This window comes from Thioalkalivibrio sp. ALJ16, from assembly GCF_000377345.1.
GTDB lineage: Bacteria > Pseudomonadota > Gammaproteobacteria > Ectothiorhodospirales > Ectothiorhodospiraceae > Thioalkalivibrio.
This window is the reverse complement of sequence record NZ_KB898043.1, coordinates 106,514-127,434: the sequence shown is the minus strand read 5'-3', so window position 1 is coordinate 127,434 and position 20,921 is coordinate 106,514. Positions and strand designations below refer to the sequence as shown.

Sequence of the window (20,921 nt, the reverse complement as noted above, 5' to 3'; positions counted from 1 at the left end):
GCGGCCGCGCGCAGTCCACCGCCATGCACCTGGGTCAGCGCGGGCGTTGCCGGTCGCGATGCGATCGCGTCAGAAAATCGAGACTCAGAAGACTGCAAGGCTCACCCCGATCACCAGAACGCCCATCCACAGCGCCAGCGCCCGATCCACCAGCCCCATCGCCGCACGGATGCCGGCGGCATCCGGTGCCGCCCCCATCCCCAGCCGCGGGCGCCACTGCCGCTCGCCGTGATACTGGCCGGCACCGCCCAGCACTAGCCCCAGTGCGCCCGCCCCGGCGGCCATCACCGGCCCGGCGTTCGGGCTTTTCCAGGCCGCGGCCTGCTCGCGCCAGCACTGCAGGGCATCGCGGGTGCGCCCGGCCAGGGCATAGGCCAGCGCAGTCAGGCGCGCCGGGACCCAGTTCAGCAGGTCATCCAGCCGCGCCGCGGCCCAGCCAAAGCGCACGTAGCGCGCATTGCGATAGCCCCACATCGCATCCAGCGTGTTCACCAGGCGATACAGCACCACCCCCGGCGCACCGGCCACCAGAAACCAGAAAATGGTGCCGAACAGGGCATCGTTGCCGTTCTCCAGTACCGACTCCACCGCCGCGCCGCTGACCCCCGCCACATCCAGCGCCTCGCTGTCGCGGCTGACCAGCATCTGCACCTGCTGCCGCGCCTGGCCCAGATCGCCATCCTCCAGCGCCCGGGCCACGCGCTCGGCGTGCTCGTCGAGGCTGCGCCAGCCCAGCGCCAGCGCCAGTACCAGCAGCCCCACCAGCCAGACCGGCAGGAGCTTCTGCAACCAGAGCGTCAGCAGCACAAAGGGCACCACCAGGACGGCCAGCAGCAGCGCGCCGCGGGCCCGACCATCGCGGTAGAACCGGGCCTCCAGGCGCTGGACCAATAGACCGAACCCGGCCAGCGGGTGCCAGCGGCGCGGATCGCCGATCAGGCGATCCAGCACCAGCGCACCAAGCAGCGTGAGGAACGCGATCAGCATCGGGTCATCCACTCGCTGAGGAACCGCCGGTTGCGTCGGTGCACCTGCCCCAGCGATTCTCGAACACCAGTTCGTCCAGCGACCGGCGCTGATCCCAGCCCGCGGTTTCCAGCATCGGCCGCTCGTAGAACGCATCCACATGACCCAGGCACAGGATCGCGATCGGCCAGGCCCCGTCCGGCATCCCCAGCTCGCCGGCCAGCCAGTCCGGGTCGAACAGCGACACCCAGCCCATGCCCAGGCCCTCGGCCCGCGCGGCCAGCCACAGGTTCTGGATCGCACAGGCGGCGGAGCACAGGTCCATCTCCGGGATCGTGCGCCGGCCCAGCACGTAGCGTTCGCGCCCGTCGGTCAGCGCGACCACCAACAGCTCGCCGGCATCGCGGATACCTTCGAGTTTCAGACGGTGCACCTCGGCGGCACGCTCGCCGCAGGCCTCGGCCGTGCGCGCCTGTTCCGCCGCGACATGGCCATGCAGCGCATCACGAAGGCGGGCGTCCGTCACTCGCAGAAAGCGCCAGGGCTGCATGTAGCCCACGCTGGGCGCCTGGTGCGCGGCGGCCAGCAGCCGCCGCAGGGTAGCGGCGTCCACCGGGTCCGGGCGGAAATGGCGCATGTCCCGGCGCTCGCCGATCACGCGATAGACCGCCGCGCGCTCCGCGGAGGGGAACGCGTTCGGATGGTCTTCTGACTGGTTGGTAGCTGGGGCCGTCATGAGCTTCCGTCGCGGCGACGACACGGCGAACACACGAAGGGACAGGCACGAACGCATGCCTGCGCCCTCGACCGTTGCCCGCCGCACGGTCGCAGGTTTGCAGGGCAACGTCGGTCGCCCTGTCCAGGCCGGTCTCCGGGCTTGCGCGCGTCGCCGATGCCGAATCGGCAGACGCCTTCCCGGGTGCACAACCCAGTGGCCAGCCTGCCAAGCCTTTAGCCGCTCGCTTACCGTTGCGGGGGCAGCGCCGGAATTGCACCGGCTTCCCGTTTCACCTGCGCACGGCAGGCACCTGATAAAGCGCGACATGATACGCGCTCGGGCCACCCGCGACCAATTTGGGCACCAAACCATTTCATCCTAACTGCTATGATGAGACGGCTTCGCTGGCTTCAGGCCGCGCCAGAAACGTCGCATGTTTTTGTTTACTTTCTTTCTACAACCAACGGAAATTGAATGACTTTCAAGGTATTCCGACGCCACATGGCCCTCCTCGTGGCCACATTCCTGTGCGCGACACCGGCACTGGCCGAACCGGTCACGGTGACCGACGACGAGGATCGCGAGCTACGTCTCGAACAGACCGCCCAGCGCATCGTCAGCCTGGCGCCGCACATCACCGAGGTGGTGTTCGCGGTCGGCGCTGGCGATCGCCTGGTCGGCGCGACCCAGTACAGCGACTACCCACCAGAGGCCGAGGACATCCCCCGGGTCGGCGGCTACAGCCGCATCGACCTCGAGCGCGTACTGGAACTGGAACCCGACCTCGTCATTGCCTGGCGCAGTGGCAACTCCGGCAGCCAGATCGAACGCCTGCGCGATCTCGGTATCCCGGTCTATGTCTCGGAACCGCGGCGCTTCGAGGGGGTGGCCTCCAGCATGCGCCGTATCGCCCACCTGGCGGGTACGGAAGCGACGGGCGATGCCGCCGCACAGGCGTTCCTCGACCGTATCGAGGCCCTGCGCAACGAGTACGCACAGCGGGACCCGGTCCGGGTGTTCTATCAGGTCTGGGAGCAGCCGCTGATGACCATCAACGACCAGCATCTGATTGCCGAGGCGATCGAGGTCTGCGGCGGCAGCAACGTCTTCGGCCACCTCGACCGGCTGGTGCCACGCATGGATCGCGAGGCGGTGATCGAGGCGGATCCCGAGGTCATCATCGGTGGCGGCATGGGCGAGGACCGGCCGGACTGGGTGCGCGCCTGGGAGCGCTGGGAAGACCTGACGGCCGTCCAGCGCGACAACCTGTTCTTCATTGCCCCCTCCCTGCTGCAGCGGCACACGCCGCGTATCGCCGAGGGGACCGCGCTGATGTGCGAAGAGCTGGAACGCGCGCGGCTGCGCCGCCCGGGGCAGTAGTCCGGTGGCGAGACGCCATCAACCCCTCTGTCGGCGCGCCCCGGCGTCCACGCGGCGCGAACGCCGATGACTCGCGCCTTCCTGCTGGCGATGGGAGTTCTGCTGCCGGCCTCCGTGCTGGCCGTACTGGTGGCGCTGGCCTTTGGCAGTGTGACCATCCCCACAGCCGATCTGCTGGCCGTGTTCAACGGGGAGGCCTCGCGCCTGCACAGCACACTGGTGCTGGAGCTGCGCCTGCCGCGGGCCCTGGCCGCATTCGCCGCTGGCGGGCTGCTGGGCATCGCCGGGGCCTTGATGCAGGTGCTGCTGCGCAACCCCCTGGCCGATCCGTATGTGCTGGGGCTGTCCGGCGGGGCCTCGGTCGGTGCGTTGCTGGCGATGCTGGCGGGGCTGTCGATGTTCTCGGTCTCGATGGCGGCCTTCTTCGGCGCGCTGCTGTCCACCGTGATCGTATTCGGCCTCGCCCACGGCACCGGCAGCTGGACCCCGACGCGTCTGCTGCTGACCGGGGTTGTGGTGGCCGCCGGCTGGGGGGCGATGATCAGCTTCATCCTCGCGGTGAGCCCCACCGCGGAGCTGCCCGGCATGCTGTACTGGCTGATGGGCGATGTCTCGCATGCGCGCAACCCGTACCCGGCCTGGGGCGTGCTGGTGCTGGTGGTGCTGCTGGCGCTGCCCCTGGGACGCACGCTGAACGTGCTCGCACGCGGACCGATGCAGGCCGCGGCCCTGGGCGTGGCGGTGCGCCCGGTGGAATGGAGCATCTACATCGCGGCGGCGCTGATCACCGCGACCGCGGTGACCCAGGTCGGCGCGGTGGGCTTTGTCGGGCTGATCGTGCCGCACATGCTGCGCCTGGTGTTCGGCAACGACCAGCGCGTGATCCTGCCCGCCTCGGCCCTGGCCGGCGGCATCCTGCTCACCCTGGCCGACACCCTCGCCCGCACCATCATCGCGCCGGAACAGCTCCCGGTCGGCGTGATCACCGCCATGCTGGGGGTACCCGTGTTCCTGTTCCTGCTGTACCGGAGTCGCTGATGGCCGAATTTGAGCAACCACCGGCCCAGCCGCAGCCGCATGCGGCGGCAGCGGATGCCCGCAGCGTTCACGAGGCCCCGGGCCCCGACACGCTGCTGGCGACCCGTAGCCTCGTCATCGACATCCCCGGTCGCTCGGCCGGGGCACCCCTGGACCTGACCGTAAACCAGGGACAGTGCTGGGGCATCCTCGGCCCCAACGGCGCCGGCAAGAGCACCCTGCTGCACACCCTCGCCGGGCTGCGCGCCGCCCGCGCCGGTCACATCGAGCTGCGCGGTACCCCGCTCGCACGGCACGCGCGTCGCGACCTGGCGCGCGGCCTGGGGCTGGTGTTCCAGAAACACCACGACGGCTTCCCGGCCACCGTGCTGGAGACCGCGCTGATCGGCCGCCACCCGTATCTGCGTCCCTGGGACATCGAGACCGCGGAGGACTACGCCCTCGCCCGCCGCGCGTTGGCCGAGATGGACCTTGGCGACATGGAGGACCGGCTGGTCGACACCCTGTCCGGCGGCGAGCGCCAGCGCCTGGCCATCGCCACCGTGCTCACGCAGGACCCGGCCCTGCTGCTGCTGGACGAACCCACCAGCCAGCTCGACCTGCATCATCAGGTGGCAGTCCTGGACCAGGTACGCAAGATCGCGTCACATCCCAAACGAGCCGCCATCCTGGTGCTGCATGACGTGAACCTCGCCGCGCGCTACTGCGACCACCTGCTGCTGCTGTTCCCGGATGGCACAGCCTGCTGGGGACCGACACGGACCATGCTCGTCCCTGCCGCCCTGGAACGGCTGTACAACCAGCCCTTGAGCGTCGGCGAGATCGACGGCCGCCCGGTCTTTCTGCCCACCATCCCGTAGTCGAGGAGCACCATGGAGTTCTTTCGCACCCTCCCGCTGCAGGCGGATGCCGCAACCCTGCAGCGCGCCGTCACCGTGCCTGCCCTGCCGCGGCTCAACAGCGCCATCGACACCCTGCTGCAGGATGCAGGCCTCGATGTCGGGGTCGTCTACTGCCTGTGGGGGGAGTTTCGCGTGCACCGGGAGTGCATCAATGGCGGCGTGCGTTTCAGCCTGCCGGGCTGCCCCAACGCGCTGGCCTGGACACTGACCACCGGACACCCACCAGCCCCCGACGCGGTGATCCTGCACCTGACCATCAACCGGGCGGAACACGACCCGGATTTCGTCGAGAGCCTGGAGCTCTTCGCCGACAGCTGGCTGGAGCTGACCCGCCTCCCACCAGAGGCGTGCTGATCACGGCCCACGCCTGCCCTCCGTTGCATTCAGCGCGCGGCGGGCCGGCGCCGATCCGTCGCAAATCCGGGGGCCTCCCGGCGCAGACCGATACCGGTAGGCAATTTTCTTTTGTCTGCATGGTCGGTATCGTTCTAGGGCTTAACAAGGAGACGTCATGACCCCCACACCGCCGGACAGCGTACGCAACGCCCAGCCGACCCAGGACGGCGCAGGCGTGAAGATCCGCCGCATTCACGATTTCCGCGGCGGACTGGATCCGTTCCTGATGCTGGATGAACTCAAGGCGAGTGCGCGCGAGGACTACATCGGCGGCTTTCCCTCCCATCCGCACCGCGGTTTCGAAACGCTGACCTACCTGGTCCACGGCGGCCTGACGCACGAGGACTCCATGGGCAACCAGGGCCGGGTGGAAGCCGGTGAGGCACAGTGGATGAGCGCCGGGCGCGGGGTGATCCATTCCGAGATGCCGCTGCTGGACTCCGACGGGCTGCACGGCTTCCAGCTGTGGGTCAATCTGCCGGCCGCGCGCAAGATGGACGCCCCGCGCTATCGCGACGTGCGTGCCGACGCCATGCGCCATCTCCCGGAGGACGAGGGCCCGCTGCACTTCAAGGCGATCGCCGGCTCCTGGCAGACCAGCGCCGGCGATACCGAAGGTCCGCTGCCACAGATCGGCGAAGGGGCCGCGATGGCCGAGCTCACGCTGCCGGCCGGCTACCGCCTGTCACTCGCGGTGCAGCTGGAAGATCGCGTACTGGCTTATGTGTTCGATGGCGAACTCACCGGCCTCCAGACCGGCCAGCTGGGCGTCTGGAACGGCCAGACCCAGATCCACCTGGTTGCCCGCCAGGATGCCCGCGTACTGCTGTTCAAGGGGCGCCCCCTGGGCGAACCGATCGCCCACTACGGTCCCTTCGTGATGAACACCCCCGACGAGATCGAACAGGCCATCAACGACTACCAGACCGGCCAGCTCGCCGCCGCGCCCGCAAGCGTGGAATAGCCCGCGCGTTTCAGTCGGCCGCTCCCTGATCGTCCCGCGCCCAGCCCATCGTGCGCTCGACGGCCTTCTTCCACCCCCGGTAATAGCGCTCGCGCGTGGCCGAACTCATCTGCGGGGCAAACACGCGATCCAGCTGCGCCTTCTCGCGCAGTGTCGCCTGATCCCAGAAACCGAGCGCGAGTCCGGCCAGATAGGCTGCCCCCTGCGCTGTGGATTCGGTGACCACCGGACGCTCGACGGGCACGCCCAGGATGTCGGCCTGAAACTGCATCAGCAGATCGTTCCGAACCGCGCCGCCATCCACCCGCAGGGTATCCAGCGCCACGCCGGAGTCGGCCACCATCGCATCAATGACGTCGCGCGTCTGATAGGCCAGGGCATCCAGCGTGGCCCGCGCAATATGCTCCTTGCCCGTGCCCCGGGTGAGGCCGAAAATCGCGCCCCGGGCGTACATGTCCCAGTATGGGGCCCCGAGCCCGGCAAAGGCCGGCACCACGTACACACCGCCCGCATCGGGCACCTGCGCGGCAAGGGATTCGGACGCCTCGGCGGTTGCGATCAGCCCCAGCTCGTCGCGCAGCCACTGGATCGCCGCACCGGCAATGAATATCGAGCCCTCCAGGGCATACTCGACCTGCCCATCCAGTGACCAGGCGATGGTGGTGAGAAGCCCTGCGTTCGAGGTTACCGGTTCGGTTCCGGTGTGCATCAGCAGGAAGCAGCCGGTGCCATAGGTGTTCTTGGCCATGCCACGCTCGAAGCAGGTCTGCCCGAACAGTGCCGCATGCTGGTCCCCCGCCATGCCGGCGATCGGCAACCGCGCACCGGCAAACAGCCCGCGCCCGGTCACACCCACGACGCCACTGGAATCCACCACCTCCGGCAGCAGCGCACGCGGGATCTCCAGCGCCGCCAGGAGCTCGTCGTCCCAGCGCTGCTCGTGGATGTTGTAGAGCATGGTACGGGCGGCATTGCTGGCATCGGTCACGTGCCGCTCACCGCGGGTGAGGTTCCAGACCAGCCAGCTGTCCATGGTGCCGAAGGCGAGTTCGCCACGTTCGGCCCGCTCACGCGCATCGTCCACGTGGTCCAGCAGCCAGCGCAGCTTGGTTGCCGAAAAATAGGCATCGGTGACCAGCCCTGTGCGCGCGCGGATCAGGCCATCAAGCCCCTGCGCCATCAGTTCGTCGCACAATGCGGCGGTGCGCCGGTCCTGCCAGACAATTGCGGGATGGATCGGCTGCCCCGTCGCCCGCTCCCACACCACCGTTGTCTCGCGCTGGTTGGTGATCCCGATACCCGCAAGCTGCCGGGGCTCGACGCGCTGGCGTTCCAGGACCTCGCGCGCCACTCCGATCTGGGTCGCCCAGATCTCCATCGCATCGTGTTCCACCCAGCCCGGCTCGGGGAAATGCTGGGTGAATTCCTTCTGCGCCAGGCCGACGATCCGTCCCTCTCGGTCGAACAGCAAGGCCCGACAGCTGGTCGTCCCCTGGTCCAGAGCCAGGATGTAGTCGCCCGACGCCATGAGACTCAAGGAAATGCCACGGTCCGCATCAGCCCGGCACGGACTCGATCAGCTCGATGGTGTTGCCGTCCGGGTCGCGGACAAAGGCGGCCGGGCGCCCGGAACGGCTTCGGTCCGCGGCAAACCCGGCGGCCTCCAGTCGCGCCAGCAGGCCGTCCAGGCCCTGCACCCGCAGCGCCAGATGGCGGTCGCGGCCGCCGCGCACCGGGCGCTCCACCGGGTCTGGGTTGGGTCCGCCCAGCAGGTGCAGGGTCTGCCCCCGCCCCAGGTCGTACCACAAGCCGGGAAAGCCCAGATCGGGCCGTGCGACCGGCACGAGCCCGAGTAAATCTTCATAGAAATGCTGTGCCCGGGGCAGCTCGGCAATGACCAGACTGGCGTGATCCAGCCCCTGCATCCGATGCGCCGCCGTAGCCGTCATACCGCCATCAGCCCCGAGGCCGGCTCCAGCAGCACCACGGCCTGCGCCGCAATCCCCTCGCCGCGCCCGGTAAAGCCCAGGCGTTCCGTGGTTGTGGCCTTCACGCTGACCACCTCCAGCGGCCGTCCCAGATCCGCCGCGATATTGGCCCGCATGGCCGCGATATGCGGCGCCATCTTCGGGGCCTGCGCGATCACCGTGGCGTCCAGGTTTACGGCGCGCCAGCCGGCCTGCGCGACCCGTCGCACCGTTTCCCGCAGCAGCATGCGGCTGTCCGCCCCGCGAAACTGCGGATCGGTGTCGGGAAAATGCTGACCGATATCGCCCAGGGCCGCAGCCCCCAGCAACGCATCGCAGACCGCATGCAACAGTACGTCGCCATCCGAATGCGCCACGAAGCCCCGATCAAACGGGATGCGAACGCCCCCCAGCACCAGGTCGTCGCCCTTACCGAAGGCGTGCACATCGAACCCCTGACCGATCCGCAATGCGCTCATGGCCGGTACCCTCCGTCCAGTCGCCCCTGCTGCATCAGATAGAGCCGCGCGAGCTCCAGGTCTTCGGCGCGGGTAATCTTGATATTCATCGCCGAGCCCTCGATCAGCCGCGGGTGCTCGCCAAGATACTCGATCGCGCTGGCCTCGTCGGTCACCGCGTGCCCGCCGGAACGGGCCTGGGCATTGGCGCGACGCAGCATATCGAGACGGAACATCTGGGGGGTCAGCGCACGCCACACCCGCTCCCGCTCCAGACTGTGCTCTACGCGACCCGCACCATCGCTCCACTTGATGGTATCGGTACTGGGGCAGGCCAGCAGCCCGCCCACCGGATCGTCGCGCAGCTCGCGCAGCAGGCGATCGACGTCACTCGCCGGCAGGCAGGGCCGGGCAGCATCGTGCACCAGCACCCAATCATCGCCATGGGCGCGTTCGCTCAGGAAATCGAGGCCGTTCTGCACCGAATCCGCGCGTTCCGCACCCCCGGCCACGCGGAACAGGCGCCCCCCGGCAAGGGGCAGGTCGAGGGCATCCGGGTCCACATCCGGGCCCAGCACCAGCACCACACCACGGATGCGCGGATGCTCCAGAAAGATGGACAGGGTATGCGCAAGGATGGTGCGAGAACCCAGGGTGAGGTACTGCTTCGGGCGATCCAGGCCCATGCGGCGACCGATTCCGGCTGCCGGTATCAGCGCCCAGAATACCGGCTCGCGTTCCGCCATCTGCGCTGATTCAGCCATCAAAGGGGTCCTCGGGTGGCAGGGTATCGGTTGCCGGCTCGGCGTCCTCCGGAGCCTGGGTCCCCGGCGTGACCTCCCGCGCCGGCCCCGGCAGTGGCTCCACCTGCAACCGCGCGGGTTCGTCCTCGCCGACCACGAAGAAAAAGACCTCGTCGTCGCGAATCATGCCGAGATCGCGCCGCGCGCGTTCCTCTACCGCCTCGGTGCCACTGCGCAGATCGCGTACCTCGGCCTCCAGCGCCTGGTTGCGCTGCTCCAGTTCGGCATTCGCCTCCCACTGGCGCTCCACCTGAGCACGCAGCTCGCGCACGTCGCGCCAGCTCCCCTCGCCCAGCCACAGGGGCCATTGCAGCAGCAGGAAGACCACGGCCAGCCCCGCCAGCAGGACGCGCATCAGCGCACCACCGGCTGACCGCATACAGCACGACGGCACCCGCAACCCGCATGGGGTCCGGGTGCTGGAATCCGCACCATTGCGCCATCCACCACCATGCCCGGCATTCTACGAGCCCGAAACGCGCGGGGACAGGAACCGCCCCACAGGCTGCCCGCACTGCACCGGCCAGGGACGTCTGCGCGCGGCGTTAACGACCGAACGTGAACGCCGACATACCGGGATAGCTCGCACGCGAACCCAGGTGTTCCTCAATCCGGATCAGCTGGTTGTACTTCGCCACTCGGTCGGAGCGCGAGAGGGAACCGGTCTTGATCTGCCCGGCCCGGGTCGCCACCGCCAGATCGGCAATGGTGACGTCTTCCGTCTCGCCGGATCGGTGCGAGATCACCGCGGTGTAGTTCGCCTGGCGCGCCAGCTCGATGGCCTCCAGCGTCTCGGTCACGGTGCCGATCTGATTCAGCTTGATCAGGATAGAGTTGGCGACGTTCTTGTCGATCCCTTCCTGCAGGATGCGGGTGTTGGTCACGAACAGGTCGTCACCCACCAGCTGCACGCGGCCGCCGAGGCGATCGGTCAGGGTCTTCCAGCCTGCCCAGTCATCCTCGGCCATCCCGTCCTCGATGGTCAGGATCGGGTACTGGTCCACCCAGTGCGCCAGGTAGTCGGAGAACTCGTCCGCAGTGAAGGCCTTGCCCTCGGAGTCGAGGTGATAGCGCCCGTCACGGTAGAACTCGGAACTGGCGCAGTCCAGCCCGATCCAGATGTCCTCGCCCGCCTTGAACCCGGCGTTGTGGATGGCCTCGAGGATCACCTCGATGGCGGCGGCATTGGACGGTAGATCGGGGGCGAAACCGCCCTCGTCGCCCACCGCCGTCGCCAGACCGCGCTTGGCCAGCACCTTCTTCAGCGCGTGGAACACCTCGGCGCCGTAGCGCACCGCCTCGCGCACCGAGTCGGCACCTACCGGAAGGATCATGAATTCCTGCATGTCCACGCTGTTGTCCGCGTGGGCACCGCCATTGATGATATTCATCATCGGCACCGGCAGCAGCGTGGCGTCCGCGCCCCCAAGGGTCTCGAACAGCGGCTGTTCGCGGTCCGCCGCCAGTGCGTGCGAGGTCGCCATGGAGACGGCCAGCAGCGCGTTGGCGCCCAGGCGGGACTTGTTCTCGGTGCCGTCCAGTTCCAGCATGCGCCGGTCCACCGCCGTCTGGTCGAGCTCCATGCCGCGCAGGGCATCACGGATCTCGCCATTCACATGACCCACGGCCTTCAGGACGCCCTTCCCGCCATAGCGCGCCTCGTCGTCCCGAAGTTCCAGTGCCTCGCGCGCGCCGGTCGATGCACCGGACGGTACCGCGGCGCGCCCCATGGCGCCGGAATCCAGGACAACATCAGCCTCTACGGTCGGGTTGCCGCGCGAGTCGATGATCTCGCGGGCCGTAATCTCCGCAATCTGGGACATGCTCTCTCCTTGAAAATACCCGCCCGGGCGGGCCCGCCCGGGACGCTTTATCGAATTCGTTGTTTTGGCGCCGCGCGCTCTGGAACCGCGCGGATCGCGCTCAGTTTCGTCCTAGCCGAGACCGTATTCTGCCTCCGCGAACGGCTGGCCCTTGGTGGCAACATCCAGCGCCTTCAGCGTTCCCAGCAGCTCCGCCATCTTAGGCAGCGGCCAGGCGTTCGGGCCGTCGGACAGGGCGCGTTCCGGGTCCGGATGGGTCTCCATGAACACACCCGACACGCCGGCCGCAATGGCCGCCCGCGCCAGCACCGGGACATATTCGCGCTGACCGCCGGAACTCGCGCCCTGCCCGCCCGGCTGCTGCACCGAGTGGGTCGCGTCGAACACCACCGGGCAGCCGGTCTGGCGCATCTGGGCCAGCCCGCGCATATCGGAAATCAGGGTGTTGTATCCGAACGAAACGCCGCGTTCACAGACCATGATCTGGTCGTTGCCCGCCTCGCGGGCCTTGTCCACCACGTTGCCCATATCCCAGGGCGCCAGGAACTGGCCCTTCTTGATGTTGACCGGCCGCCCCTGGCGCGCCACGTTCTGGATGAAGTTGGTCTGGCGGCAGAGGAACGCCGGTGTCTGCAGCACATCCACCACGCTGGCCACCTCGTCCAGTGCAGTATCCTCGTGTACATCGGTCAGCACCGGCACCCCGATCTCCGACTTCACCTTGTCGAGGATGCGCAGACCCTCCGCCATGCCCAGCCCGCGGAAGCTGCGGGTGGAAGAGCGGTTGGCCTTGTCGAAGGACGATTTATAGATAAACGGGATACCGAGGTCATCGGCGATGGTCTTGAGTGCCGCCGCGGTCTCCAGCGCCATCGCCTCCGACTCGATAACACAGGGGCCGGCAATCAGAAAAAAGGGCTGATCGAGCCCGACTTCAAATCCGCAAAGCTGCATGTTCTGTCCTGTCCTGCGACCCCGGCCGCTCTCGGGCCGGGTGCCGCTACGTCGGTTGGCCCGGTCTATTCCGCCAGGGCCGAGGTGGGTTCCTGCTCACGGCTGTCCTGGAACTGCCGCGCCGCGCGTACGAACCCGGTGAACAGCGGGTGGCCGTCACGCGGAGTGGAGGTAAATTCGGGGTGGAACTGGCAGCCCACAAACCAGGGATGCCCGCTCAGCTCGACGGCCTCCACCAGCTCGCCGGACTCCGATACGCCGGAGATCCGCAGCCCGGCGGCTTCCAGGCGTTCGCGATAGGCGTTATTGAATTCGAAGCGATGGCGGTGCCGTTCCTGAATACGCTCCTGCCCGTACGCCTCGGCAATCCGCGAGCCTGGGGTCAGTCGTGCGTTCTGAGCCCCCAGGCGCATGGTCCCGCCAAGATCGCTGTCGGCGTCGCGGCGTTCGATACGGCCTTCCTGGTCCTGCCATTCGGTGATCAGCGCAATCACCGGATGCGGGGTATCCGGCGCGAATTCGGTGCTGTGCGCCCCTTCGAGCCCGGCGACATCGCGGGCGAACTCGATCACCGCCACCTGCATCCCCAGGCAGATGCCCAGATACGGCACGTTCTGTTCGCGGGCGTAGCGCACGGCCGCGATCTTTCCCTCCACGCCGCGTTCGCCAAAGCCACCCGGGACCAGGATCGCGTCAAGGCCCTCAAGTTCGCCGGCGGCCTCGCTATCCGCACCCTCCAGCTTCTCCGAGTCCAGATAGCGAATCCGCACGCGGGTACCCACCTGAACTCCGGCGTGGGTCAGCGCCTCGTTCACCGACTTGTAGGATTCCGTCAGATCGACGTACTTGCCAATCATGCCGACCGTGATCTCCGACTCGGGGAACTCCATGGCATTGACCACGTGCTTCCAGTCGGAAAGATCCGCCTGCGGCGCCTCGATGTGCAGCTTGCGCAGCACGATCTCGTCGAGCTTCTGCGAATGCAGCCACAGCGGGATCTTGTAAATGTTGTCCACATCCACCGCGGAGATGACCGCCTTCTCCTCGACATTGGTAAACAGCGCGATCTTGCGCCGCTCGCCCTCGGGAATCGCCTGCGTGGAACGGCACAGCAGGATATCCGGCTGGATGCCGATGGAGCGCAGCTCCTTGACCGAGTGCTGGGTCGGCTTGGTCTTGATCTCGCCGGCTGCCTCGATGTAGGGGACCAGGGTCAGGTGCATGAACAACGCGTTTTCGCGGCCCAGTTCCACGCCCATCTGCCGAATCGCCTCGAGAAACGGCAGCGACTCGATGTCGCCCACGGTGCCGCCAATCTCGATCAGCGCGATATCGGCATCGCCCGCCCCTTCGTGGATCGAACGCTTGATCTCGTCGGTGATGTGCGGAATCACCTGCACGGTGCCGCCAAGATAGTCGCCGCGCCGCTCCTTGCGGATTACGTTCTCGTAGATCTGACCCGTGGTGAAATTGTTGCGGCGCGAGGTGCGGATGCGCACAAAGCGCTCGTAGTGCCCCAGATCCAGGTCGGTCTCGGCGCCGTCATCGGTGACAAACACCTCGCCGTGCTGAAACGGGCTCATCGTGCCCGGGTCCACGTTGATGTAGGGGTCCAGCTTGAGCAGCGTCACCTTGAGGCCGCGGGCCTCAAGGATCGCGCCCAGCGAGGCGGATGCAATGCCTTTGCCCAGAGACGAGACCACGCCTCCGGTAATGAAAACAAAACGCGTCATGCGGGAAACCTGGCTGCGACTGACCGGCACCGGACCCGGGCTGCGCTAGGCGTGCTTCGAGTCGGCGGAAAACGCCTCAGAGAGTACCAGAGCGCCCGCCCCCGCTCAATCGGAGGGCGCGGGCAAACGCCCGTTTGGCGACTGGCTCGACAGCGGCCGAAAGGCGACCAGCGTCATGTCGTCGCGACGCGGTTCGCCGTCCCGGTAATCCTCCAGCACCCGCACCACGGCATCGATCTTGGCCGACAGGTCGCGCCCGCTCTTCTCCGCCAGCACGCGCCGCAGACGCCGGCGGCCGAACAGCCGGGGCGGCTCGCCGCCGACATGGTCGTGAACGCCGTCGGTTATGAGGAAAAATTCCATGCCCGGCTCCACAGCGATCTCGTGATCCACCGGCTGGGCCGGCTCCAGGCTGCGGTACCCGAGTCCGCCACGAACGCCGCGGATCTCTTCGACCTCACCACCGTTGTCGATCATCAATGGCAGCCCCACCCCGGCGTAAAGCAGCTTGCGATCATCCGGGCAGTACACGCAGACGGCGGCCTCGAGGCCATCGTCGGAGTCCGAATCCTGACCATCCTGACGCAGCCGCGAGCGCACCAGTCGGTCCATCTCGCGCAGGATCGCGGACGGCTCCAGCAGCCGGTGTTCGTGCAGGATGCGGTCCAGTGCCGAGGCCACCACCAGGGTAATGAAGGCCCCCGGCACGCCATGCCCGGTGCAGTCCGCCACCACCAGGATACTGCGGCCTTCGATGGACTCGACCCAGAAGTAATCGCCCCCGACCAGATGCAGCGGCTCCCAGAAGATCTGCACCTCGTCCATATGCGCGTCGAGGGCATGCTTGTCCGGCAGCATCGCAGTCTGGATGCGGCGTGCGTAGCGGATGCTTTCCACCACCAGCCGGTTGCTGCGCTCGAGTTCGCGGTTGGCCTCGTCCACCTGGGCCATAGCGCGCTCGGTCTCCGCCTTCTCCCGTTCCAGCTGGCGGGTGCGTTCCTCCACACGCCGTTCCAGGTCCGCGTTCAGCGCCTTCAGTTCGCCGCGCGCCCCGTCGCGCGCATCCAGTCCTTCCTGGAACGCCCGCAACAGACGGTCGAGCGACCGGCCCAGGGCCCCGAGCTCGTCGTTCTCGTGGTGCCCCAGCCGCGGCATGGGCCACTGCGCGGGCTGGTCCGGGTCGGTGTCCGCGACCGCACGGGAAATGCGCAGCATCGGCCGCAGCATCAGCACATAGAACAGCAGCACCACCACGACCGAGACGATTACGGCCTGGGTCACGCTGGTCACCACCCCGGTCTGCAGCCTTGCGACAAAGACCCGCCCCAGCACGCCGGGGTCAAGCTCCACGCGCAATTGTCCTACGCCCTGTACATTGCCACGGGTCCCGGGATGGGTCAGATCGCGTTCGTGGGTCTGCAGGTCGCCGAACAGCCAGAGGGCCCAGTCGGCCGCCTCGCCGTCGCCCTCGCGGGAATCCTTCGCCAGGGTATTGCCGAAGTCGTCGAGGATCTCCACCTGGCGGATTTCCTCGAAGACCAGAAGCCCCTGCACAAGGGAATCGGCCTGGTCTGCGCTCAGCTGAAAGGCGGCCTCGGCCGCAGGGGGCTCGACCAGGCGCTGCAGCCGGTCCATCTGTTCCGAGGTCTCGGCGCGGAAGGCATTCCAGTCGGAGGCAATCACGTAGGCGCTGCTCAGGAGGCTCAGAGCCAGCGCCGCCAGGAGGGTGGCAACGGCCAGCTTGGCAACCAGACTGCGGGTTCGGCGGCGGGTGCCGGCAGCCATCACCCGCACTGGCCGCGCATCTGCACGATCACGCGATTGCGGCCTTCGTTCTTGGCGCGATAAAGGAGATCATCCGCGAGGGCTACCAGCTCTCCGGCGTTCGGCCACGGGTCGGTGGTGACTACCAGGCCAATGGAAACCGCGAGCGACAGCGGCTCGCCTTTCCAGTGCAAGGAGGCATTTTCCACCGCGCTGCGGATGCGCTCCGCGAGTGCAACGGCGGCATCACAGTCCAGATCGGCCGCGACCACCAGGAACTCCTCACCACCCATGCGGCCGGCATACTGCTCCGCACCCAGCTCGCCACGCAGGATCTCGGCGAAGCTCTCCAGGGCGAAATCCCCGGCGGCATGGCCATGGGTGTCGTTCAGGGTCTTGAAGTCGTCCAGATCCAGCATCATCACGGTCAGCGTCTGCGACTGCTCTCCAACGCCTTCGGCCATGCCCTCGACGCAGTCGATCACACGCCGGCGCGAGAACAGCCCGGTCAGCGCATCCTCCAGTGCGAGCCGTTCCAGCTCCGCGGTCAGGCGCTCGCGCTCGCGCACCTCGTCGGACAGCGCGTTGTTGAGCTGGGCCAGGTGTTCCGCCTGCTCGCGCAACTGGCGGTTTGCATCCTGCAGGTCCGCCTGCATGCGATCGCTCATGCGCATCATGCGCCGCTGGGCGCGGTAGCTCTCCGAGTAGGCCTTGGCCAATACCTTCACCCCGTCCGCGACGGCATCCAGGGCCTCGAGCATCTGCTCGGAGCGCTGCATGACCGCCTTTTCCTGCTCGAACAGAGAAAAGTCGGCCAGGCTCTCGACCTCCTGGGTCTTCTGTGTGCGCTGGGTCGGGTCCATCGGATTATCGCGGGAGGGAGCACTCATGACTGCGGGCACATTCGATAGTCAGCGTGCACAAAGTCTTCGGAAAAGTCCTCGCCGAACTCCTCCATGGTCTCGTCGTCTTCGTGGTAACACCAGTTGATCCGCACGCCCACGCCGGACTCGGCCGCATCTTCCAGAATCTGGAACATGTTCATCAGGGCCTTCGCGGTGGAGCTGTTGAAATAGATCATCTCGACGGTAAATTCCACCTCGTCGCTGACCCGGTCCTCCAGCGCCTGACGCAGCCCGAGGGTGAGGGGACCATAGAAATTGGCCGCATCCTCCGGATAGGACTCGCCCGAGAGCCGGTACTGCCCCGCACCAAAATCAAACAGGACTGCTGGGGTCCGATCGGTTGCCTCGTGCTGGATCGATTCGACGACTGCCATCAGATATAGGCCTTGAGAACAAAGTAGGATTGCGCATCGGAGATATGCTGAAAATCGAACTGGATCGGCTCGCTGGCCCGCCGCGCGATCTCGATCAGGCCGATACTGCCACCCTTGCTGCCCTCGTCCGGCGGTTCCCGCAGCTTCTCCTTGTAGAAGCGCCGCAGCTCGGCGCTGTCCATTGCGGCGAGCTCGCGCAGCCGGCCAGCCAGCACGTCGGCATCTTTGCGTCCGATCACATTGCCGCAGATCACGAAGAAGCGGCCGTTCTCCGAGCCCACGGTAATCATCCCCGAGCTCAGCTCAACCGGGGGTTCGTCATCGTGTTCGATACGCTCCGCGGAGTAGCGGATGATGTTCTGCACCTGTTCCACGAACACCGAAAACACCCGGTTGACGGTCTTGTTGTCGGTGGATTCGAGTCGAATCTTCTGGCGCAGGGCATCGCCCAGGGCCTTCAGGATGCCCTCGGAGATGTATCCGGTGAACGAGAAGATAATGCCGCGGCGCGCCATGTTGCGCTGAAAGCCCAGCACCTCTTCGGCGATCAGGGCCGGGGAATCCGTCCGGGCCTCGGCTGCTGCCTCACTCATGCACCCCTCCATTGCTCTCGAGCACATCCTGCAGGATCGCCGCGTAACGCCCGTCGGAGCGCATGGCGTCCAGTTCTTCCTGCATTCGGTCCAGCGGGGCGCGGTCGGTGTCCGGGTGGCAGGCCAGCGACATCACCGTGTCGTTGAACGCAAACAGCGAACGCAGTTCCCCGATCCCCTCCAGCTGGGCATACCAGGGCGCCAGGTATTCGCCACTGACCCAGACATCGATCCGGTCGGCGGCGAGCTTGCGTGCATTCAGGCGGTCATTCGGGGCGGTGTCCACCGCGATGCCCTGCGCCTCCACGAACAGCGCCACGGCATCATCACGGTAGCCTCCAACACGGTAGCGCTGGAGATCCTCCAGCGATTCGGCGTCCACATCGGAGTCCTCGAGTACGAACGCGTGCCATTCGTTGTCCACCAGCGGACCGACCCAGGTGAACAGGTCCTCGCGCTCTTCGGTACGCGTGGTGGAGAAGACGCAGGTACCGGGCTCCGCCTGGGCCTCGGCGTACGCACGGCTCCAGGGCAACAGGCGGATATCCGCCTCCACGCCCGCGGCCTCCAGCAGCACGTCCATCACCCGGACAGAGATTCCGTCCAGCTCTCCGGAATCGGTCTCGAAATTAAAAGGCGGGTAACTCTCGGTGGTCAGCACCAGCGACTGCGCCGCCAGTGGCGAGGCAAGCAGCAGACCGGCCGCAAGCATCCCGATACCCCTTCGTCCGCACTGTGCCGCGAAACCTGTCACGTGCCGCTCACCCGGAAGACCATGAATACGCCCCAAGAATCGTCGGATCCTGCGTGCCCGTCAACTCCGGGCGTTAGCCATCTCCGGCCAGACCACGGCCACCAGCTCGCCGTCACTCCGGCGCAGGAGCGGGATCCGCTGGCGCTCCCAGGGCGGGATCCCCCGGGCCTGCAGGAGCTTTTTCAGACTGCGCCGGCCGCCCGCCGTAAGCACCTGCTCACCACCGCGCCGATAGCTAACGGTCAGGGCCGCGTCCCGCTCCACTCCCAGGGCCGGCAGCATGTCACGATTCAGGCAGCGGCCATCGGGCAGGACGAATTCCCGCTGCTCCACAGGCCAGAGGTGATCGGGTGGCGGCTCGGCGTCCGCTGCCGTCGCGGGACCCGGCCCGGCGTATACCCGACCCTGATACCGCCGCATCCAGCCGTCGTCCCATGCCACACAGGGCGAGGCATCCGGGCTGGCGGCCAGCACCTGACGCAGGAACTCCTGCAGGCGCTCGTGCCCCGGTGGCCGCAGCCCCTGTTGGCGCAGCCACTGCCGCAGCAGGCCGCGCTGCTCGCTGGCCTGCAGCGGGCGCAGGCGATCGAGCTCCAGCCATGGCCGGGCCATATCATCTGGCGCTGGCAGGCGCGCGGCATCCCGGGCGCGCAGCCGGGCCACCGCTTCCTGCTGCCACGCCGCGGCACGCGCCAGCCCCGCGCTGCCGCCAAAGCGCTCGCGCAGCCGCGGCATTACCGAATGGCGCAGGAAGTTGCGGTCAAAGCGCAGATCACGATTGCTGGGATCGTCGTACCAGTCCAGGTGCGCGCGCTGCGCATACTCGATCAGTGCCGCGCGCGGCAGGTTCAGGAAGGGCCGTCCCAGCCAGGTTGCGCCCTCACGGCGCCGGGGGCGCATGCCCTGCAGCCCGTCCGGACCGCTGCCGCGCAGGGCCGCCAGGAGAAAGGTCTCGGCCTGATCGTCGGCATGCTGCGCGGTCAGGATCAGGTCGTCCGCACCGAGGCCCTCGCGCAACCGGGCATAGCGTGCCTTGCGCGCGGCCGCCTCGAGCCCGCCGTCCGTCCGGTCCAGTGGCGCCAGCACCCGCAACTGAAACAGACAGCCCAGCGCTCCGGCCATGGCCGCACAGTGCTCGGCCTGCAGCGGCGCATCCGGTCGCAGGCGATGGTCCACATGCATGGCTTCCAGCCCCGCGACACCCAGTCGTGTCGCGGCGTGCAACAGCACGCTCGAGTCGAGGCCGCCACTGAAGGCAACGCGGACCCGGCGCGGGCCCGAAGCAGGCTTGAGAAAGTCGCGGAGCGCGGCGACGACGGGGTCGTCCGCCGCCGCGCGCGGGTCAGGAGGCGGCTTCCTGGAAGGCACCGTAATCCATGAGTCGGCGATAGCGCCGATCCAGACGCTTGCGCGGATCCAGCCCCTCAAGGCCGACCAGGGTGTCCAGCAGTGCCGTGCGCAGGCGCGCAGACATGGCCTCGGGGTCACGATGGGCGCCGCCCAGGGGCTCCGGCACGATACGGTCGACCAGCCCGAGCTCCTTCAGGCGCTCCGAGGTAATGCCCAGTGCCTCGGCAGCATCCGATGCCTTCTCCGCGCTCTTCCAGAGGATCGAGGCGCAGCCCTCCGGCGAGATCACCGAGTAGGTCGAGTACTGCAGCATCAGGGTGGCATCACCCACGCCAATCGCAAGCGCACCACCGGAACCGCCCTCACCGATCACAGTGGCGATGATCGGGGTATCGAGACGGGCCATTACCCGGAGATTGCGCGCAATGGCCTCGCTCTGGCCACGCTCCTCCGCCCCGACGCCCGGATAGGCACCGGGGGTATCGATAAACGTGAGGACCGGCAGGTGGAAGCGCTCGGCCATTTCCATCAGACGCAAGGCCTTGCGGTAACCCTCCGGCCGCGGCATCCCGAAATTGCGGTGAATCTTGTCGCGGGTCTGCCGACCCTTCTGGTGGCCGATCAGCATCACCGGCCGGCCATCAAGACGCGCCACGCCACCGACGATCGCCGGATCGTCGCCATAGGCGCGGTCACCGTGCAGCTCTTCGAACTCGTCGAACAGCTCGGGGATATAATCCAGCGTGTAGGGACGGCGCGGGTGACGCGACATCTGCGCCACCTGCCAGGGAGACAGCTTGGCGAAGATGCTCTCGGTCAGCGAGCGGCACTTGTCCTCCAGGCGCTGGATCTCCTCCTGAATATTGACCTCGGCGTCGTCGCCGACATAGCGCAGATCACGGATCTTCGCCTCCAGTTCGGCAATGGGCTGTTCGAAGTCGAGAAAATCCGGATTCATGCAGGGTCCCGAAGACTGGTTGTGGATACCGGTGAAGGACGCGAATTGTAACCAATTGCGACGATCGTCGCTGCGTTGCAGGTGCACCCGCGCATCTTCGTCCGTGCGACAGGCCCGCGAA

Annotated in this window: 22 protein-coding genes and 1 riboswitch; of the genes, 5 read left to right on the top strand and 17 right to left on the bottom strand. The window is 67.3% G+C overall.

What is annotated here, in order from left to right; genetic code table 11:
- Positions 1-84: 84 nt before the first annotated feature.
- Positions 85-987 carry an adenosylcobinamide-phosphate synthase CbiB gene (gene cbiB, locus D000_RS0108140; protein WP_018873040.1) on the bottom strand — a complete coding sequence of 301 codons (903 nt, stop codon included), beginning with the start codon at positions 985-987 and terminating at the stop codon, positions 85-87.
- Positions 988-991: 4 nt separating this feature from the next.
- Entirely contained in the window at positions 992-1,702 is a 711-nt protein-coding gene (gene bluB, locus D000_RS0108135) for a 5,6-dimethylbenzimidazole synthase (RefSeq protein WP_018873039.1), read from the bottom strand.
- Positions 1,703-1,810: 108 nt separating this feature from the next.
- Positions 1,811-2,013: riboswitch (cobalamin riboswitch) on the bottom strand.
- Positions 2,014-2,158: 145 nt separating this feature from the next.
- On the opposite strand from bluB, the gene D000_RS0108130 reads away from it, so the two are divergent.
- The 5 genes from D000_RS0108130 to D000_RS0108110 all read left to right on the top strand — a co-directional run bounded on the left by D000_RS0108130 (position 2,159) and on the right by D000_RS0108110 (position 6,364).
- Positions 2,159-3,064, top strand: a complete 906-nt coding sequence (locus D000_RS0108130) for a cobalamin-binding protein (protein ID WP_018873038.1) — start codon at positions 2,159-2,161, stop codon at positions 3,062-3,064.
- Between the two features lie 66 nt (positions 3,065-3,130).
- The gene (locus tag D000_RS0108125; RefSeq protein WP_018873037.1) at positions 3,131-4,102 is read left to right on the top strand and encodes an iron ABC transporter permease; all 972 of its coding nucleotides are present in this window, start codon (positions 3,131-3,133) and stop codon (positions 4,100-4,102) included.
- The gene (locus D000_RS0108120; protein WP_018873036.1) at positions 4,102-4,962 is read left to right on the top strand and encodes an ABC transporter ATP-binding protein; all 861 of its coding nucleotides are present in this window, start codon (positions 4,102-4,104) and stop codon (positions 4,960-4,962) included. The genes D000_RS0108125 and D000_RS0108120 overlap by 1 nt, the downstream gene beginning before the upstream one ends.
- Before the next feature lie 12 nt (positions 4,963-4,974).
- Positions 4,975-5,358 (top strand): hypothetical protein, encoded by a 384-nt coding sequence (locus D000_RS0108115; protein ID WP_018873035.1) that lies wholly within the window; start codon positions 4,975-4,977, stop codon positions 5,356-5,358.
- Between the two features lie 157 nt (positions 5,359-5,515).
- Complete coding sequence (locus tag D000_RS0108110) at positions 5,516-6,364, top strand: pirin family protein (RefSeq protein WP_018873034.1); 849 nt, start codon at positions 5,516-5,518, stop codon at positions 6,362-6,364.
- Positions 6,365-6,374: 10 nt separating this feature from the next.
- Here D000_RS0108110 and glpK read toward each other — a convergent pair whose 3' ends face one another.
- The 15 genes from glpK to D000_RS0108035 form a co-directional block, all read right to left on the bottom strand.
- Positions 6,375-7,892, bottom strand: coding sequence for a glycerol kinase GlpK (glpK, locus tag D000_RS0108105; RefSeq protein WP_018873033.1), 1,518 nt, complete (start codon positions 7,890-7,892; stop codon positions 6,375-6,377).
- 28 nt (positions 7,893-7,920) lie between these two features.
- The gene (locus tag D000_RS0108100; RefSeq protein WP_018873032.1) at positions 7,921-8,289 is read right to left on the bottom strand and encodes a VOC family protein; all 369 of its coding nucleotides are present in this window, start codon (positions 8,287-8,289) and stop codon (positions 7,921-7,923) included.
- Positions 8,290-8,309: 20 nt separating this feature from the next.
- Positions 8,310-8,810 (bottom strand): 2-C-methyl-D-erythritol 2,4-cyclodiphosphate synthase, encoded by a 501-nt coding sequence (gene ispF, locus D000_RS0108095; protein WP_018873031.1) that lies wholly within the window; start codon positions 8,808-8,810, stop codon positions 8,310-8,312.
- The gene (ispD, locus tag D000_RS0108090) at positions 8,807-9,553 is read right to left on the bottom strand and encodes a 2-C-methyl-D-erythritol 4-phosphate cytidylyltransferase (RefSeq protein ID WP_026279854.1); all 747 of its coding nucleotides are present in this window, start codon (positions 9,551-9,553) and stop codon (positions 8,807-8,809) included. The genes ispF and ispD overlap by 4 nt, the downstream gene beginning before the upstream one ends.
- The gene (gene ftsB, locus D000_RS0108085) at positions 9,546-9,947 is read right to left on the bottom strand and encodes a cell division protein FtsB (protein WP_018873029.1); all 402 of its coding nucleotides are present in this window, start codon (positions 9,945-9,947) and stop codon (positions 9,546-9,548) included. Before ftsB ends, ispD begins: the two co-directional genes overlap by 8 nt.
- Before the next feature lie 190 nt (positions 9,948-10,137).
- Complete coding sequence (gene eno, locus D000_RS0108080; RefSeq protein WP_018873028.1) at positions 10,138-11,415, bottom strand: phosphopyruvate hydratase; 1,278 nt, start codon at positions 11,413-11,415, stop codon at positions 10,138-10,140.
- Between the two features lie 111 nt (positions 11,416-11,526).
- A complete protein-coding gene (kdsA, locus tag D000_RS0108075; RefSeq protein ID WP_018873027.1) occupies positions 11,527-12,369 on the bottom strand; it encodes a 3-deoxy-8-phosphooctulonate synthase in 843 nt (280 codons plus the stop codon).
- A 65-nt stretch (positions 12,370-12,434) separates the two neighbouring features.
- Entirely contained in the window at positions 12,435-14,102 is a 1,668-nt protein-coding gene (locus D000_RS0108070; protein WP_018873026.1) for a CTP synthase, read from the bottom strand.
- A gap of 105 nt (positions 14,103-14,207) precedes the next feature.
- Positions 14,208-15,887 (bottom strand): PP2C family protein-serine/threonine phosphatase, encoded by a 1,680-nt coding sequence (locus tag D000_RS0108065; protein ID WP_018873025.1) that lies wholly within the window; start codon positions 15,885-15,887, stop codon positions 14,208-14,210.
- Complete coding sequence (locus tag D000_RS0108060; protein WP_018873024.1) at positions 15,887-16,729, bottom strand: GGDEF domain-containing protein; 843 nt, start codon at positions 16,727-16,729, stop codon at positions 15,887-15,889. Before D000_RS0108060 ends, D000_RS0108065 begins: the two co-directional genes overlap by 1 nt.
- A 23-nt stretch (positions 16,730-16,752) precedes the next feature.
- Positions 16,753-17,145, bottom strand: a complete 393-nt coding sequence (locus tag D000_RS0108055) for a DUF1987 domain-containing protein (RefSeq protein ID WP_018873023.1) — start codon at positions 17,143-17,145, stop codon at positions 16,753-16,755.
- A complete protein-coding gene (locus D000_RS0108050) occupies positions 17,145-17,738 on the bottom strand; it encodes a SiaB family protein kinase (protein WP_018873022.1) in 594 nt (197 codons plus the stop codon). Before D000_RS0108050 ends, D000_RS0108055 begins: the two co-directional genes overlap by 1 nt.
- Positions 17,731-18,450: an ABC transporter substrate-binding protein gene (locus tag D000_RS0108045; RefSeq protein ID WP_018873021.1), complete on the bottom strand. Its 720-nt coding sequence runs from the start codon at positions 18,448-18,450 to the stop codon at positions 17,731-17,733. Before D000_RS0108045 ends, D000_RS0108050 begins: the two co-directional genes overlap by 8 nt.
- A gap of 102 nt (positions 18,451-18,552) precedes the next feature.
- Entirely contained in the window at positions 18,553-19,860 is a 1,308-nt protein-coding gene (gene tilS / locus D000_RS0108040) for a tRNA lysidine(34) synthetase TilS (RefSeq protein WP_026279851.1), read from the bottom strand.
- Positions 19,835-20,800 (bottom strand): acetyl-CoA carboxylase carboxyltransferase subunit alpha, encoded by a 966-nt coding sequence (locus D000_RS0108035; protein WP_018873019.1) that lies wholly within the window; start codon positions 20,798-20,800, stop codon positions 19,835-19,837. The genes tilS and D000_RS0108035 overlap by 26 nt, the downstream gene beginning before the upstream one ends.
- Positions 20,801-20,921: the final 121 nt, after the last annotated feature.